Raw genomic sequence first — 15,829 nt, forward strand, 5'->3', positions numbered from 1 at the left:
GATACGGTCACGGTCAGGGCGATGTCGCTCTGAAGCACCTCTCCGCGTGTATCAATCGACACGTGCGTCGCCGCGGCGATTTCGTGGCCCGTTACGGTGGAGAAGAGTTTGTCGTCGTACTGCCCGACACCGATGAAGCGGGAGCGCTGCAGATTGCCGAGGCAATACGTCACGAAGTCGAGCATGGTGCATCGGCCGGACCCACGGAGGCGATTGCACATTTCACCGTCAGTATCGGCGTTGCAACAGGGCGACGTGTAAGTCCATCATCGCTTGCTGAATTGACTAATGCGGCAGATCTGGCGTTGTACGCGGCCAAACGCAATGGTAGAAATGTCGTGTATTCCGCACGCGATCTGATTGCACCGGTTCAGCTTCAGGCCTGATGGTGACCGTCCTCATGCGGTGACCGCGCGTTTGCCCGGAACCTACGCCGGTAACGCAGCCAATTCTGGCCTATGATCGAAGAACGGACTTCCGTTGTGCCAGCATGACAATACTTGTCCGTGAGTGCACTTACGCCGTTATCGTGGGCAGACAACGAAGTTTTTCATCCTGTTGGAAAAGTCTATGTCTGTTATGCGCAGCCCCCTGATGGCCGGCTTGGCGTCCTTATTTCTATTTTCGGTGCCGTTCGTTCGCTCGCTCCATGCGCAAGACCGCAGGACCGTGCTTGAACCGATGTTTCCCTCACACGTTTGCGCCGCGCTTACCGCGGGCCCCGCTGCTGAACCAAAGGACGATACATCCCGTCTTCAGTCCGCTATCGACAATTGTCCCGACGGTGATGCTGTTCGACTGCTGGCCGATGCCAAAGGTAACCGGTTTTTCAGTCGCCCACTCACCATGAAGTCCGGCGTGACACTCTGGCTTGACCGAGGCGTGGTGCTCACCGCCAGTAGCGATCCGCGTAATTACGATCGGGATGGGCGGTGTGGCACTATTGACGCGCGAGGAGACGGTTGTCGTCCTTTTATCCTGTTCGACCGTACACGAGGGGGCGGTATCGTCGGTGACGGCACGATCGATGGGCAGGGAGGAGTGCCGCTGACCGGTCAAGTCGAAACGTGGTGGCAACTCGCCCGCCGAGCGCAAAGAGAAGGCGGCAAACAAAACGCACCACGCCTTATCCAGGTCGATCACGCCCGCGATATCACTTTCTATCGCGTGACCCTGCGCAACGCGGCAAATTTTCATGTGGCCATGAACGATGTCAAGGGCGCGACGTTTTGGGGCATTCGCATCGACACGCCTGCCAATGCGCGCAACACGGACGGCATCGATCCCGGCGCTTCCGAGGACATCACCATTGCACATGACTTCATTCGCACCGGCGACGACAACGTGGCGATCAAGGCTGGCCGTGGCGGTGCGACGCGCCATGTCTCGCTGCTCGACAATCACTTTTACTGGGGGCATGGGATGTCGATAGGCAGCGAGACGGTCGGCGGCGTCAGTAGCATTCTGATTCGCGATCTGACGCTCGATGGAACCACCTCGGGCCTGCGAATCAAGAGCGACGGCAGTCGCGGGGGGCAGGTGAGTGATGTGCTGTACGAGCACGTGTGCATGCGCGACAACCGCCGTCCGATCGATTTCGACACGCGTTACGATGTCGGGGCGCAGGGTGGGGCCATACCGGTCTATCGCGATATCGTCCTGCATGACGTTATCGGGGACGCGGGCACGTTGGTGATGCGTGGCTACGACGCGGCCCATCCCATGAGCGTCATGCTGGACGGCGTTCACTTTGCGTCGGATGCGCGCTGGGAGATCGCCAATGCACAACTTTCGATAGGCGCGGGTGGTGTATGGCCCCCACCATCAGGGGGCGCATCGATGCTGGATGAAAGAGATCATGCGCGCTGCGATGACCGTTGGGTCGCGTTTCCGTCGTCTCAATAACCCTATCCCGAGATAGGCCGTGACGGATGCAAACGGTTATTGCCGCGCAACATGAAGCGCTACGACGGTGGGGTATCCGTACTCAGCCAGACAGGTTGACCGTGACCGCATCCCGGATCACATGACATCCATGATCCGGGCGCTGCAGTGACCGGCGCCTGCAGGGATGGTTTAAGCCGGTATGGTCACTGTCAGCAATTAAACTGCTTACGCAAGATCGAATCGATCGAGATTCATCACCTTCGTCCATGCCGCAACGAAGTCACGGATGAATTTTTCCTGTGCGTCCGCGCTTGCATAGACTTCCGATATCGCCCGAAGTTGGGCATGTGCTCCAAAGATCAGGTCGACGCGCGTACCGGTCCATTTTCGCTCCCCGGTGTTACGATCACGCCCTTCGAAAACGTCCCGCGCCGATGAGAGTGGCTTCCATTCCGTACCCATGTCGAGCAAGTTACAGAAGAAGTCATTGGTCAGTGTCTCCGGCCGGTCGGTCAGCACGCCATGCGATTCCGGGCCTGCTTTAACGTTCAAGACGCGCAAGCCGCCGATCAACACCGTTAGCTCCGGTGCCGTCAATGTCAGCAACTGCGCCCTGTCGATCAGCAATGCTTCGGCAGAAGCGCGGTATTTGCCCTTTAGGTAATTACGGAAGCCGTCGGCAATCGGTTCCAGCGCCGCGACGGATTGGACATCAGTCTGGTCCTGGGTCGCATCCGTGCGACCTGGGGTGAAAGGTACGCTGACCGGGTGACCGGCGTTCTTTGCGGCCTGCTCGACGGCGGCGCTGCCGCCCAACACGATGAGGTCCGCCAGCGAAATCTTCTTGCCGTCGGCCTGGGCGCTATTGAACGCGCTCTTGACGTCTTCGAGGACCGTCAGCACCTTCGCCAGCTGCTCCGGCTGATTCACCGGCCAATCTTTCTGCGGCGCGAGGCGAATACGTGCGCCATTGGCGCCGCCCCGTTTGTCCGATCCGCGGAAAGTGGATGCAGATGCCCATGCGGCCGATACGAGTTGCGAAACCGACAGTCCCGACGCGAGGACCTTCTGCTTAAGCGCGGCAATGTCCTGCTCGTTCACCAGCGGGTGATCGACCGACGGAATCGGGTCCTGCCAGATCAATTCTTCAGCGGGGATTTCCGGCCCGAGATAGCGGGCCCGTGGTCCCATATCGCGGTGCGTCAGCTTGAACCAGGCACGTGCGAAGGCATCGGCGAGCTGATCCGGGTTGTCGAGAAAACGTCTCGAAATTTTCTCGTAGGCCGGATCGAAGCGCAACGCGAGGTCGGTAGTGAGCATCGTCGGTCGCAGTTTCTTCGACGAATCATGCGCATGCGGGATTATTTCGCCGGCACCCTTGGCAACCCATTGATGCGCCCCGGCGGGACTTTTCGTCAGTTCCCATTCGTACTTGAACAGGTTCTCGAAGAAACCGTTGCTCCACTTCGTCGGCGTGGTGGTCCAGGTGACTTCCAGGCCGCTGGTGATCGTGTCGCCGCCCTTGCCGGTGCCAAAACTGTTCTTCCAGCCCAGCCCCTGGTTCTCCAGATCTGCCGCCTCGGGTTCGGGGCCGACGTTGTCCGCGGGGCCCGCGCCGTGTGTTTTGCCGAACGTATGACCGCCGGCGATCAGCGCGACCGTCTCTTCGTCGTTCATGGCCATACGGGCGAACGTTTCGCGAATGTCATGCGCCGCGGCAAGCGGATCCGGGTTGCCATCGGGCCCTTCCGGGTTGACGTAGATCAGGCCCATCTGCACGGCACCCAACGGATTCTCCAGGATTCGCCCGTTGTTGTCGCGGCTGACCTCTTCGCCATGCTTTTCTTCATCGGCGACAATCACGCCGCCGTCGCCGTACTCGCCGGTCGCTCCTTTACCATAGCGCACATCACCGCCCAGCCAGGTTTTCTCATTACCCCAGTAGACGTCTTGATCCGGTTCCCACGTGTCCTCGCGCCCGCCCGCGAAGCCAAAGGTCTTGAAACCCATGGTCTCCAGCGCAACGTTGCCAGTGAGGATCAACAGATCCGCCCATGATATCTTCTGGCCGTACTTCTGCTTGATCGGCCAGAGTAGGCGGCGGGCCTTGTCCAGGCTCACGTTGTCAGGCCAGCTGTTGAGGGGCGCGAACCGTTGCTGGCCGCGCCCGGCGCCACCGCGTCCGTCGCCGATGCGATAAGTGCCCGCGCTATGCCATGCCATGCGGATAAATAGCGGACCATAGTGGCCGAAGTCTGCCGGCCACCATTCCTTTGAATCTGTCATAAGGGCCGCGAGGTCCTTCTTCACAGCCGCCAAGTCAAGGCTCTTGAATGCCTCGGCGTAGCGGAAGCTGCTGTCCAACGGGTTGGCCTTGCCTGAGTGCTGGCTGAGCAGGTCTACGCGCAGTTGCTTCGGCCACCAGTCGCGGTTGGTGGTGCCGCCGCCAGCGGCATGGTTGAAAGGGCATTTCGCTTCGCTTGACATCTGCCATCTCCTTGCGGGTTAACCATTTATGGGTTCCGATTACCTGCCCTCGAGCGTGAGACTTCGACGCTGGAAGGGCAAGCCGGCAACGCGTTTTACGTTAAATTTCACGCGTCCCCATCGGGCGTGCTTGAGTGCGAGGCTTCCGCCCGAATACCCTGTTTCGTATCAGTGAAATACCACGCGCATCGCTTCTGCTGGACAATATATCGGAGAGTGATGGCAAATTGAATGTGAATCTCGCTATCGATTGATAGTGCCTGACTATCGATTGCAGGGCTGCGTTAAAGTTTTGTTATGCGCATTGCCAGCGTTCGTGCGGCTGAGTCAGTAGCGGCGATTGCCCATAACGGCATCGGGTGCGCTCTGACCCGTGATGGCGATCATTTCACTTCCGCGCATGGAATGGTTCGTGTGTAGCGCGGTAAAGGCGATTGAATGCTTGGTGTGCTTGTACCCGTGCAATCGCCTCTCGCCGGGGCGCTCGCATCGCATAAGCGCTTATGTGGTTGCCAAGTCCCTTTTTGGTAATGGCAGATTAGCGGTGCGATAGTCCTGCAGCGAGCACGCCGTCGATACAAATCTGCTCATCTTCGTCGCCCGTGCCGCCGCTCGCACCCATTGCGCCGAGCACCGTGCCATTCGCTGAGGTGATTACGATCGCGCCGGTCTGCGGCACGAACTTCCCGCCGGACGTTGCCGCGAGTGCGTTGAAAAACGCCGGGTTTTCTTTCGCGCGCTCCAGCAACGTGCGAGAGGCAACGCCCATGCCCCATGCGGCGGCGGCTTTTCCATGAGCGATGTCGATACGTAAGGCGGTCGCGCCGTCCTCGCGATAAGTCAGCTTGACGAGGCCAGCCTCGTCAAGCACGACAACCGCCATCGGCCGAAACTTATTGTTGCGTGCACTGACGAGCGCCTCGGCAGCAATCTTTTGTGCGATATCTAGCGACAGGGTTTCCATTTTTTTACCTTCGGACAGTACTGGTTGCATATTGATGTATGGACAGGCGGTGCGCTACGGGTGCGCGTCGCCTGGCGCAGCCCTCTAGCTTAGATGAAATCGCTTACCAGCACGAAAAGGTACATGAAATATTAGCGTCTGCGTATGACGTTCCAGTGAGGACACGAGAGGCGCGGGCAAATGTACTGTTGTGTTTGTCGGTCGCTCTTGTCGTCGCTGGCCATGGGTTGAGCGGTAAGCGGGTCCAACCCCGCGCGGGTAGCTGATAGCGCGAAAGGGTGTGAACGGGTTCATGGTCGACATTTGGGACCAGGCCGTCCCATGCGAGCCAATATGCAAGGCCGTGCCGCAAAGAGAGCAGCTAGGCGTGATGCGCGAGCGCGCGTCACACCATCTCCGTGATCTAGGACCTGAGATCTGTCTGTCGACCGCGACAGCTTGCACTGTTGGGTCTTATCGGGCAGCACAGTCCGGAAGCACGCGTTCGAGAATGCGCATCGCTTCGTCAAACACAGCCTTTTCGATGGTCAAGGGAAAAAGGAACCGGATCACGTTCGCGTGTTCGCCGCAGATAAGCAGCAAAAGGCCCTGGGATAAAGCCGCGGCTTGAACGCGTTTTGCAAATGCGGCGTCGGGCGTGTATTCGTCGCCAGGGGTGCAGAACTCGACGGCGATCATTGCGCCCGGGCCGCGAATGTCGGCGATGTGCGGGACGCAGTCCTTCAGCATCGTCAGCTTTTGTTTCAAGAGATTTCCGAGCTCGGTTGCACGCGCGCATAGATGCTCTTCATCTATGATGTCTAGCACCGCGTGCGCGGCGGCCACCGCGAGCGGATTACCGGCATACGTCCCGCCCAGGCCACCTGGCGCCGCTGCATCCATGATGGCCGCGCTTCCGACCACCCCTGACAGTGGCATGCCACCGGCAAGGCTCTTGGCAATGGTGATCAAATCCGGTACGACCTCATGGTGCTGCATCGCGAACAATTTCCCGGTTCGCGCGAAACCGGTTTGCACCTCATCGGCAATCAGCAAGATGCCGTACGCGTCGCAGATTTCGCGCAAGCCGCGCACGAATTCGGGAGGTGCCGGATTGAAACCGCCTTCGCCTTGCACAGGCTCGAAAATGATGGCCGCTACGCGCTGCGGATCGACATCGGCCTTGAACAGGTAGCGCAATGCCTTAAGTGATGCCTCGGTGTCGATGCCGGCCGTCGCATTCGGAAACGGCACGTGATACACATCGCCTGGGAAGGGGCCGAAACCGATCTTGTACGGGGCCACTTTTCCAGTGAGCGCCATGCCCATCATGGTGCGTCCGTGAAAACCGCCTCCGAATGCGATCACGGCTGTCCGCCCGGTTGCCACGCGGGCGATCTTGACGGCGTTCTCCACCGCTTCGGCGCCTGTTGTGAAGAAGGCGGTTTTCTTCGCAGCCTTGCCTGGCGCGCGCGCGTTGATGCGCTCCGCCAATTCCACGTATGACGCATAGGGCACGATCTGGTAGGCGGTATGCGTAAAACGGTCCAATTGCGCGCGCATGGCTGCGACGATCTTCGGATGGCGATGGCCGGTGTTCAGCACGGCAATGCCCGCCGCAAAATCGATAAAGCGGCGGCCCTCAACGTCCCATAATTCCGCGTTGCACGCCCGATCGGCGTAGAAATCGCACATCACGCCAACGCCACGTGGCGTGGCGGCATCTTTACGGGCGTGCAAGGAGGCATTGCTGATAGTCATGATCTTGTCGAAGCTGAACTGGGCAAAGGGCGGCGCATGACAAAAAAGCATGTCGGCACGGATTGATGGGCAATATAATCAGCAATGGCTCTTTTAAAAAGAGCCATTTTAAAATAAAAATAGGAGCCAATGAATGAAGGCGGCACTGCTGACCGAGTGGCTGGTGCAACGTCTCGACCGTCGTGAAGGATCGCCGCTGTATCGGCAGTTGCACCGCCTGTTGCAGCAGGCCATCCTGACGCAAACCTTGAAAGCGGGGACGCGGTTGCCGTCGTCACGCGTGCTGGCGGCGGAGATCGGTCTTGGACGTAATACGGTCACCCAGGTGTACGAGCAATTGACGCTCGAGGGCTACGTCAGTGCGGCAACTGGGCGAGGCACTTATGTCGCTGATACCTCTCCGGACCAGATCGATGGTGTGACGGCAAATGCCGCGGATGCAGTCGATCATGGCGCGGCGCCTTCGGATCTGTCGTGCCGCGGTAGACGCTTGATCGACGAGGCGGGCGCATCGAATCGTCAATGGGGTGCGTTCATGCCGGGCGTGCCCGACGTGTCGCGGTTTCCGGGGCATGTGTGGACCCGCTTGCAAAACAAGTACTGGCGCAAGATGTCGCCCGATTTGCTGACGTATGCATCGGGCGGCGGCTTGCCCGCGCTACGGCGCGCGTTGGCCGACTATCTGGGGGCTGCGCGTATGGTGCAATGCAGGCCAGAACAGATCATCATCACGACGGGCATCCACCAATCGGTTGATCTGACGGCGCGGCTGCTATCGGATCCCGGCGATGTCGTCTGGACAGAGGAACCGGGATATTGGGGCGTCCGCAGCGTAATGCACGCCTGCGGCCTGGATACGCACGCCATCCCGGTAGATGGCGAGGGCATGGCGCCTTCTCCCACCGATCTGTCCGTGCCGCCGAAATTGATTCTGGTGACGCCGTCGCATCAGTATCCGATGGGCAGCGTCATGAGCCTGGCGCGCCGGCGGATGCTGCTCGAATATGCACGGCAGCATCAATGCTGGGTGATCGAGGACGACTACGATAGCGAATTCCGCTATGGCAGCCGCCCGCTCGCGTCGTTGCAAGGCCTGGACAACGCGGGGCGGGTGATCTACGTAGGAAGCTTTGGCAAGACGCTATTTCCGGGATTGCGGATCGGTTATGTCGTAGTGCCCCAGGCTTATGCGGATGCCTTCGCCGTGGCCAGTTCCGAGCTGTATCGTGAAGGGCAACTGATGCAGCAGGCGGTGCTTGCGGAATTCATCGCGGAAGGACATTTCGCCTCGCATATTCGAAAGATGCGTGCGCTTTACGGTCATCGCCGGCAAATCCTGCTCGACGCGATCACAAACCGCTACGGTCATGACATGACGCTGACAGGCAGCGACGCCGGTCTGCACCTGGTCGCGCAATGGTCAGCCGACATCGACGACACTGCCGTAACGGCCGCGGCTTTGGCGCGTGGCATCCTCGTGCGGCCGCTTTCCCGTTATTTCTCCGAGCCCTCCCGTGCCCAGTCCGGATGGCTGCTCGGCTATGCTTGCGTACCCGACGAGCAGGTTCGCCCTGCATTCGACACGCTGGCATCTGTCCTCGACCAGTATTGCAAGCGTGGAAAGAAAACTGTCCGTTGATATTATTTTTCATCCAGAGCGGCTGTTAAACTATCCACTTTGGATGATGAAAGAGGACGCGCCAGTTGCCGTGCCGTCGACGGCCGCTGCGGAGCAAGAGCATGCCAGGTCAGGTTATCGTAAAGCAGCAAAAGAAGAATGCCAAAAACACGGAAGCATCCGATCGCATTGCCGCCTTGCCCGATCCGGCGCTTCGCCAATTGGATATTGGTCAGCGGTTGAAGGAACTGCGGCTCCAGATGAAGCTGAGTATCCGCGGCCTTGCCGAGGCGGCGGGATTGACACATAGCACGATTGCGCAAATCGAATCGAACAAGGTCAGTCCGTCGATTGGTTCGATGAAGCGGATATTGGACGTCATGAACATGCCCTTGAGCGCTTTTTTTGCGCAGGCCGAGGGAAAGAGCGAGGAGCAGATCTTTTTCGCGGCGACAGATCTGGTGGAGTTGGCCGACGGCCAGAAGCTTTCCTATCGGCAGGTGGGATATGACCTGAAAGGCAAGGCCATCATGATGCTGCATGAGCGCTATGCGCCGGGTGCCGATACGGGCGAAGCCTATTCGCATGAGGCGGAAGAGTGCGGGATGGTGGTAAAAGGACGACTGATGGTGGTCGTGGGAAGCGAGGAGCAATGCGTGGGAGCAGGCGAAGCGTATTATTTCGACAGCCGCCTTCCTCATCGGATGTACAACCCGTTCGATGAAGTATGCGAGGTCGTCAGTGCCGCCTCGCCGCCGACGTTCTAAAGGGACATGCGCGTGGGACATCTCGTAGGCGACGTATCGAGTTCCGCCCGGGGTTTTCCCTCCGAGGACGGTAAGCCCCTGGACATCGTTCGCAGTCAGGGCGCACATATGTGGGATGGCACCGGACGGCGATTCGTCGATACGGTGCTGGGCTTTGGCGCAACCATGCTCGGGCACGCCCCACAGGCTGTCATGGAACCGGTCCGCGCAGCCTTGACTGTCAATCCGATGCCCTCGGTCAATCACCCCGCCGAGGAGGCGGCCGCCTCTGTGATCGCTCGGCATACGGGGGCGCTGGACAAGATTATCTTCACGAATTCCGGCAGTGAAGCCGTCCATCTTGCGATCCGTATCGCCCGCGCCGCGACAGGCAAAAAACGGATTATCAAGATGGCGGCCGGATTCGATGGTTGGCTGGACGGTGTTGTTCTTGGAAATGTGGGGGCGGCGGAGGCCCTTTTCACCGATAGATCGCGTCCGGCAACCGAGCACGCTATTCTGACACGCTTCAACGATCCCGACGATATCGATACGGTTTTTGCCGAGTACGACGATATTGCCGCTGTGATTGTGGAACCAATGCTGGCGAACGCCGGTTGTATCGTGGCACGTCCCGGCTATCTTGCGCATCTGCAAGACGTCGCTCATCGGCACGGTGCTTTGTTGATTAGCGATGAGGTGTTGATGGGCTTCCGCCTGCATGCGGGATTGGCGTCGCATTGGTATGGCCTTGAGCCGGATCTGGCAAGTCTCGGCAAGGCCATCGGTAGCGGCATCGCGGTGGCTGCCGTCGCAGGCAAGGCAGACGTCATGCGGGTGGCGGAGCAGGGCCGGGCGCTGCGCGGTGGCACCTACAGTGGCAATCCGGTAGCGTGTGCTGCCGTTCAGGCAACCTTGCCGTTGCTGGCCCAATGCGACTATGCAGCGCTGCGTGCACGCGGGGACGCATTGCGAGAGAGCATCGTAGGTTGTTTCGCGCATCATGGCATGAAGGCCATCACCAGTGGTTATGGCAATGTTTTCGGGATATGGTTCGGCGACCATGCGCCAATGACTTACGAGGAGGCGCACGTCATGGCCGATCCGGTCGTGTCGCTGGCGTTGCATCACCAGTTACGTCGAGAAGGGCTGTTACTGATGCCTTCACCCTATGGCCGTCTTTATCTGTCTTTTGCCCACGACGAGGACGTTGTCGACCAGATATTGATGGCATTCAAACGCGCCGTACCGCGGTTGATATCCGCGCGCAGCTAGTTCCTATTGCAGTACCTGGCATGTCAGGGACATCCTAGTGTCCGGTTCGAGCGAGGTGGATTGTTTAACATCCATGTGTGCAAAAAAACTTGACATTGGTGTTTTGGTGACAAATATTCCCCATCCAGCGTAGTGCTGTCAGGTGATCGCATCCTGGTCACACGATCGAATTTCAAGATCGTAAGGACAGGAGTGCGAAATGAAATTGCATAGACAAATCCACATACCCTTGATCGCGGAGTTTAAATTGAAACGTCTCGTAAGTCTTTTGCTTGTCGGTATGGCCATGGGGGGATTCTCGGCAGCGCACGCACGGGATCTCACGGTAGTGTCGTGGGGCGGCAATTTTCAGGATGCGCAGCGCGAGATCGATTTCAAGCCTTTCGAGAAAATACTCGGTAAGCCGGTGCTTGATCAAAGTTGGGACGGCGGCATTGGCGTCATCCAGGCCAAGCTCAAAGCCGGCGTGCCGAATTGGGATGTAGTAGAAGTCGAATCGGAAGATCTCGGACAAGGTTGCGATGACGGCCTGTTCGAAAAACTCGACTGGACGCAATTAGGCGGCAAAGAGAATTTCATCCCGGCGGCAGTCAGTGAATGCGGTGTGGGCACGATGGTGTGGTCGACCGGTTTGTCTTACGATGGCAATGTCCTGAAAAATGGGCCGAAGAGCTGGGCCGATTTTTGGGATACAAAAAAATTCCCTGGCAAACGTGCACTGCGCAAAGGTCCTAAATACACGCTCGAGTTTGCTTTGATGGCGGATGGCGTGGCGCCGAAGGATGTCTACAAGGTGCTTGCAACGCCGGCAGGCGTCGATCGGGCATTCAAGAAGCTCGACCAGTTGAAATCGAACATCATCTGGTGGGATGCGGGCGCGGTGCCGCTGCAACTGCTGGCGTCGGGGCAGGTGGTAATGACCGCGGCTTATAACGGGCGTATCACCGGTATCAATCGTAGCGACAATCGCAACTTCAAATTTGTGTTTCCGGGAAGCATCTCCGCGGTGGATTCCTGGGTGATCCTGAAGGGTTCGCCGAACAAGGCCGACGCAATGAAGTTTATCGCCTATGCGAGCCGTCCCGAAGTGCAGGCGAAATTGCCACAGTATATTGCCTACGGTATGACGAATGTGAAGGCACAGGCACTGGTTCCAGCAAAGTACGCGGCGGAATTGCCAACTGCACCGGAGAACCAGGCTGGATCGATTTCACTTGATGCGGATTTCTGGACCGACAATGTAGGGCCGCTGACGCAGCGCTTCAACGCCTGGCTTGCCCGGTAAGCCTCCGGTACGACGACGTGGTCGCCCACGAAAGCTGGTGGATGTAAGGGGCCCGACGTGCTGTATATACCGGGCCGACCCAGAACACGGGATGCAGGAGATGTGGCATGAGTGCTTTTATTACCTTCGATTCGGTCTCCAAGCGCTATGGAGACGTCGACGTCATCAACGGTCTGAACCTCGAGATCGAGCGGGGCGAGTTCGTCAGTCTGCTCGGCCCTTCGGGCTCGGGAAAAACGACGATGCTGATGATGCTGGCGGGTTTCGAGATGCCCAGCGGTGGTCGAATCCTGGTGGATGGCAAGCGTGTCGATCATTTGCCGGCGCATGCGCGAAACATGGGGGTGGTATTTCAGAATTACGCGTTGTTTCCGCACATGAGCGTGGCCGACAATATCGCGTTTCCGCTGAAGATGCGTGGCTTACCCCGGTCGGAGGTCAAGGTTCGCGTTGCGCGTGCGTTGGATATGGTGAAGTTGTCCACCGCGAGTGCACGCAAGCCGGCGCAGCTGTCAGGCGGTCAGCAGCAACGTATCGCGCTGGCGCGGGCCCTGGTCTTCGAGCCGGAAGTCGTGCTGATGGATGAGCCGCTCGGTGCCTTGGATAAACAGTTACGCGAGCATATGCAGCTCGAACTGCGCGAGTTGCACAGATCGCTTGGATTGACGGCGGTCTTTGTCACCCATGACCAGAATGAAGCCATCACGATGTCGGATCGTATTGCGGTGTTCAACGCCGGGAAGATCGAGCAGATCGACTCCCCGGAGCGCATCTACGCGCGTCCCAAGACGCGTTTTGTCGCGCAGTTTATCGGCGAGACGAATCTGATGCACGGCACCGTCACCGGGAGTGACGACCACTATACGACCATTACACTTGACGACGGGACATCGGTTCAGGGTACCGCCGATCGGACATTCCGTAACGGCGTCGACATTGTGCTGTCGGTGCGCCCGGAATCGATCGTGCTCGGCGGCGGGGCGGGCGGGAACGCGCTGGATGCGATCGTCGAGGACATTGTGTTCCAGGGCGACCACACGCGCGTACATCTACGCCGTGGCGAGAGCCGCCTGGCGGCGCGGTTGGCGAATGATACCGCCGTATTGGAAATTGGACAGTCAACCCAGTTCAGCTTCGCGCCGCATGCTTGCGCATTGGTGCCGCGATGAGGCAGACCCGCAGCTATTCCGGACAGATTGCCGCACCGGAGCCGCGAGACGATCACGATCGCGTGCGCCAGAAAGGACCGTCTGGTGCGCCCGGAGAGAAAGGCACGCGTCACCGTTTCCGATGGATTAACGGGCCTGCATCCTTGCGTTCGCTTGCCTTGATGCTGCCGCTTGCCGTATTTCTGTGCGTTTTCTTTGTCTTGCCGCTGTATCACGTATTGAAGACGGCCGTCTATAACGATGCCGTGAAAGTGGGCATGCCCCGGACCAGCGCGGCGATCGCCGCATGGGACGGAAAGTCCGCGGTGCCGGATGCAGTCCGTCGCGCGTTACTTGCCGATACGGCATGGGGTGAAGACAACCGCGAGCAGTTCGGTGGTGCGGTACGGCAGTTGAATGCCGATCACCCCGGTTTTCGTAGTCTGATGTCGAAGACGCAGCGGATGTCGGGCAGTGGGGCATCGGCGCCCGCCCTGGACGATATAGACGCGCGTTGGGCGGACCTGACCTACTGGCGCACGATCAAGCGGGATGCGCATGTGCTGACGGACGCGAATCTGCTTGCAGCAATCGATATGCATCGGGATGCCGATGGGCATATTGTGTCGTTGCCAGAAGGCATATCGGCGAATCGCGCGATTATCTGGCGGACTTTCCTGGTGTCGTTCGTCGTCACGCTGGTCTGCGTTGTGCTAGGCGTGCCTTACGGCATCATCGCCGCGGCGACGACAGGATGGCGTCGTCGTCTGATGTTGACGATGGTACTGATTCCGTTGTGGACTTCGTTGCTTGTTCGTTCCGCCGCATGGGTCGTGATCCTGCAGCAGCATGGTGTGGTGAATGACTTCCTGATCACGATGGGCGCCATCACGAAACCGCTGCAACTCATCTATAACCGGACCGGCGTGCTTTTGGCGATGTCCCAGGTATTACTGCCTTTCATGGTGCTACCGGTATTCAGCGCCGCGCGTGCTGTGCCCCCGAACCTGATGCGTGCGGCGTCCTCGCTTGGCGCGCGCCCGGTGTCGGCGTTCGTGCGGGTTTTGCTGCCGTTGATCCTGTCCGGGATCGTGTCAGGCGCTCTGCTTGTGTTCATGTCCGCGATCGGTTATTACATCACGCCGACCTTGGTAGGGAGCGCGAGCGACCAGATGATCAGTTCGGTAATCGCATTTTATGCGACCGGCACGGCCGATTGGGGGCGGGCAGCCGCGCTCAGCGTGATACTGCTGGCGGTAACGATGGTGTTCTACGCGGGCTACGTAAAGGTCTCGAAGGCGAACGCGTTGATGGGGGAGTGAAACGGATATGAAAAAGGTGCTTGCAACGGCGTTCGCGATGGTGGTTATGGTCTTCCTTATCGGGCCGATGCTGGCGATCTTACCCCTTGCGTTTACGTCGAATACTTTTTTAACCTATCCGATCCATGCGTTTTCGTTCCGTTGGTTCGAGGCTTTGTGGGAAAGCGATGCCTGGGCGCGATCAATCGTCAATAGTCTGACAGTAGGAGCGGGTTCGACCTTGCTTGCAACGGTGCTTGGTACATTGGCTGCGCTGGGTCTGCGTGCGAAGCACTTGCCGTTTGCCGGAACGGCAAAGACGCTGTTTCTTCTGCCGATGGTCGTGCCCGCGGTGGTGCTTGGTGTCGGTATGCAGATTGTGTTCGGCAGGCTGGGCATCGCAAGTACTTATGCGGGCGTGGTGGTGGCGCATACCGTGCTCGCACTGCCGTTCGTGCTGGTGAATGTGCTCGGCGCGCTTTCCGCAATCGACCGATCAATGGAGCGTGCTGCGGGCAGTCTCGGCGCGGGGCGATTCAAGACATTTTGGTATGTATTGCTACCATTAGCGATGCCCGGGATCGCTTCCGGTGCCGTATTTGCTTTTGCGACGTCGCTGGATGAAGTTGTGGTCACGTTGTTTGTCGCCGGCCCCAATCAGTGGACACTGGCGCTGCAGATGTTTCAAAGCCTGCGCGAAAACGTTACGCCAATCATCACCGCGGCGGCTTCAGTACTGATCGTGGGCACGCTGCTGTTGATTGCGATGAGCGCGTTGGCGAAGCTGCATCAGCAACGTGCAAATAAGGCAGAGGTGCGCTGAGGTTCGTTGGCAACGATGTTCCGTAGCAGGTGGTCAGGTGACAGTTAGCGCCACGCCGCGCAGAAAGTCTCGATATCCATATGCTGAAAATCGGCAAGCCGCTCCCTTATCATGTCATCTGTCCAGTTCCACCAGGCAAGTGCTTGCAACTGGCGCGCAATATCGGGAGGGAAGCGCTCCCGGATCTTTCGGGCTGGAATACCTCCTACGATCGTATATGGCGCGACGTCACGACTCACAACCGCGCCGGCGGCAAGCACCGCACCGTCACTGACGGTAACGCCGGGTAGCACGATGACACCATGGCCGATCCAGACGTCATTGCCGATCACGACCCGATCGCGATGGCGTGAGCTGAAAAAAATCGGCGTCGCGTACTGCGTCATCGAAATAGTATTCGGGACAGTAGGTGAAACGATGCTGCGATACCCGGTCTGTAGGGTGGTTCGGCGCGCCTATACGCACGTTCGCCGCTATCGCACAGAAACGGCCGATTTCGGCATCGGAGACGATGCAACGCTCGCCGATGTAGGAGTAGTCACCGAGCGATGCGTA

Annotated in this window: 13 protein-coding genes and 1 pseudogene; 9 read left to right on the forward strand and 5 right to left on the reverse strand. The window is 58.9% G+C overall.

The genetic code is table 11. The annotated features are described in order from the left end of the window. The coding region (locus WM40_RS24270) for a GGDEF domain-containing protein (protein ID WP_046154242.1) at nucleotides 1–386 on the forward strand (386 nt) is incomplete at its 5' end. 184 nt (nucleotides 387–570) lie between these two features. After that, entirely contained in the window at nucleotides 571–1,905 is a 1,335-nt protein-coding gene (locus tag WM40_RS24275) for a glycoside hydrolase family 28 protein (protein ID WP_046154243.1), read from the forward strand. A 207-nt stretch (nucleotides 1,906–2,112) separates the two neighbouring features. Here the strand turns inward: WM40_RS24275 and katG are convergent, their stop codons facing one another. The 3 genes from katG to gabT all read right to left on the reverse strand — a co-directional run bounded on the left by katG (nucleotide 2,113) and on the right by gabT (nucleotide 7,078). Then, on the reverse strand, nucleotides 2,113–4,374 hold the full coding sequence (katG, locus tag WM40_RS24280; RefSeq protein WP_024905411.1) for a catalase/peroxidase HPI: 2,262 nt from the start codon (nucleotides 4,372–4,374) through the stop codon (nucleotides 2,113–2,115). A 538-nt stretch (nucleotides 4,375–4,912) separates the two neighbouring features. Continuing rightward, nucleotides 4,913–5,338 carry a GlcG/HbpS family heme-binding protein gene (locus tag WM40_RS24285; RefSeq protein WP_024905410.1) on the reverse strand — a complete coding sequence of 142 codons (426 nt, stop codon included), beginning with the start codon at nucleotides 5,336–5,338 and terminating at the stop codon, nucleotides 4,913–4,915. Nucleotides 5,339–5,791: 453 nt separating this feature from the next. Next, entirely contained in the window at nucleotides 5,792–7,078 is a 1,287-nt protein-coding gene (gene gabT / locus WM40_RS24290) for a 4-aminobutyrate--2-oxoglutarate transaminase (RefSeq protein ID WP_046154246.1), read from the reverse strand. 133 nt (nucleotides 7,079–7,211) lie between these two features. Between gabT and pdxR the strand changes: the two genes are divergently transcribed. The 7 genes from pdxR (at nucleotide 7,212) to WM40_RS24325 (ending at nucleotide 15,274) form a co-directional block, all read left to right on the forward strand. Continuing rightward, nucleotides 7,212–8,717 (forward strand): MocR-like pyridoxine biosynthesis transcription factor PdxR, encoded by a 1,506-nt coding sequence (gene pdxR / locus WM40_RS24295; protein WP_046154244.1) that lies wholly within the window; start codon nucleotides 7,212–7,214, stop codon nucleotides 8,715–8,717. A 101-nt stretch (nucleotides 8,718–8,818) separates the two neighbouring features. Then, entirely contained in the window at nucleotides 8,819–9,463 is a 645-nt protein-coding gene (locus WM40_RS24300; RefSeq protein ID WP_024905407.1) for a cupin domain-containing protein, read from the forward strand. 12 nt (nucleotides 9,464–9,475) lie between these two features. Then, a complete protein-coding gene (locus WM40_RS24305) occupies nucleotides 9,476–10,717 on the forward strand; it encodes an aspartate aminotransferase family protein (protein ID WP_046154248.1) in 1,242 nt (413 codons plus the stop codon). A 280-nt stretch (nucleotides 10,718–10,997) separates the two neighbouring features. Next, nucleotides 10,998–12,002, forward strand: a complete 1,005-nt coding sequence (locus tag WM40_RS24310) for an ABC transporter substrate-binding protein (protein ID WP_036012749.1) — start codon at nucleotides 10,998–11,000, stop codon at nucleotides 12,000–12,002. A 107-nt stretch (nucleotides 12,003–12,109) separates the two neighbouring features. Next, entirely contained in the window at nucleotides 12,110–13,171 is a 1,062-nt protein-coding gene (locus WM40_RS24315; RefSeq protein ID WP_046154245.1) for an ABC transporter ATP-binding protein, read from the forward strand. Then, on the forward strand, nucleotides 13,168–14,472 hold the full coding sequence (locus tag WM40_RS24320) for an ABC transporter permease (protein ID WP_201779177.1): 1,305 nt from the start codon (nucleotides 13,168–13,170) through the stop codon (nucleotides 14,470–14,472). The genes WM40_RS24315 and WM40_RS24320 overlap by 4 nt, the downstream gene beginning before the upstream one ends. Before the next feature lie 7 nt (nucleotides 14,473–14,479). After that, nucleotides 14,480–15,274 (forward strand): ABC transporter permease, encoded by a 795-nt coding sequence (locus WM40_RS24325; protein WP_024905402.1) that lies wholly within the window; start codon nucleotides 14,480–14,482, stop codon nucleotides 15,272–15,274. A 44-nt stretch (nucleotides 15,275–15,318) separates the two neighbouring features. Here the strand turns inward: WM40_RS24325 and WM40_RS31795 are convergent, their stop codons facing one another. Next, nucleotides 15,319–15,606, reverse strand: coding sequence for an LbetaH domain-containing protein (locus WM40_RS31795; protein WP_413783827.1), 288 nt, complete (start codon nucleotides 15,604–15,606; stop codon nucleotides 15,319–15,321). Further along, a pseudogene (locus tag WM40_RS31800) lies at nucleotides 15,593–15,829 on the reverse strand (hypothetical protein); the annotation flags it as partial. The gene WM40_RS31795 and the pseudogene WM40_RS31800, both read right to left, overlap by 14 nt.

The organism is Robbsia andropogonis, from assembly GCF_000970345.1.
GTDB lineage: Bacteria > Pseudomonadota > Gammaproteobacteria > Burkholderiales > Burkholderiaceae > Robbsia > Robbsia andropogonis.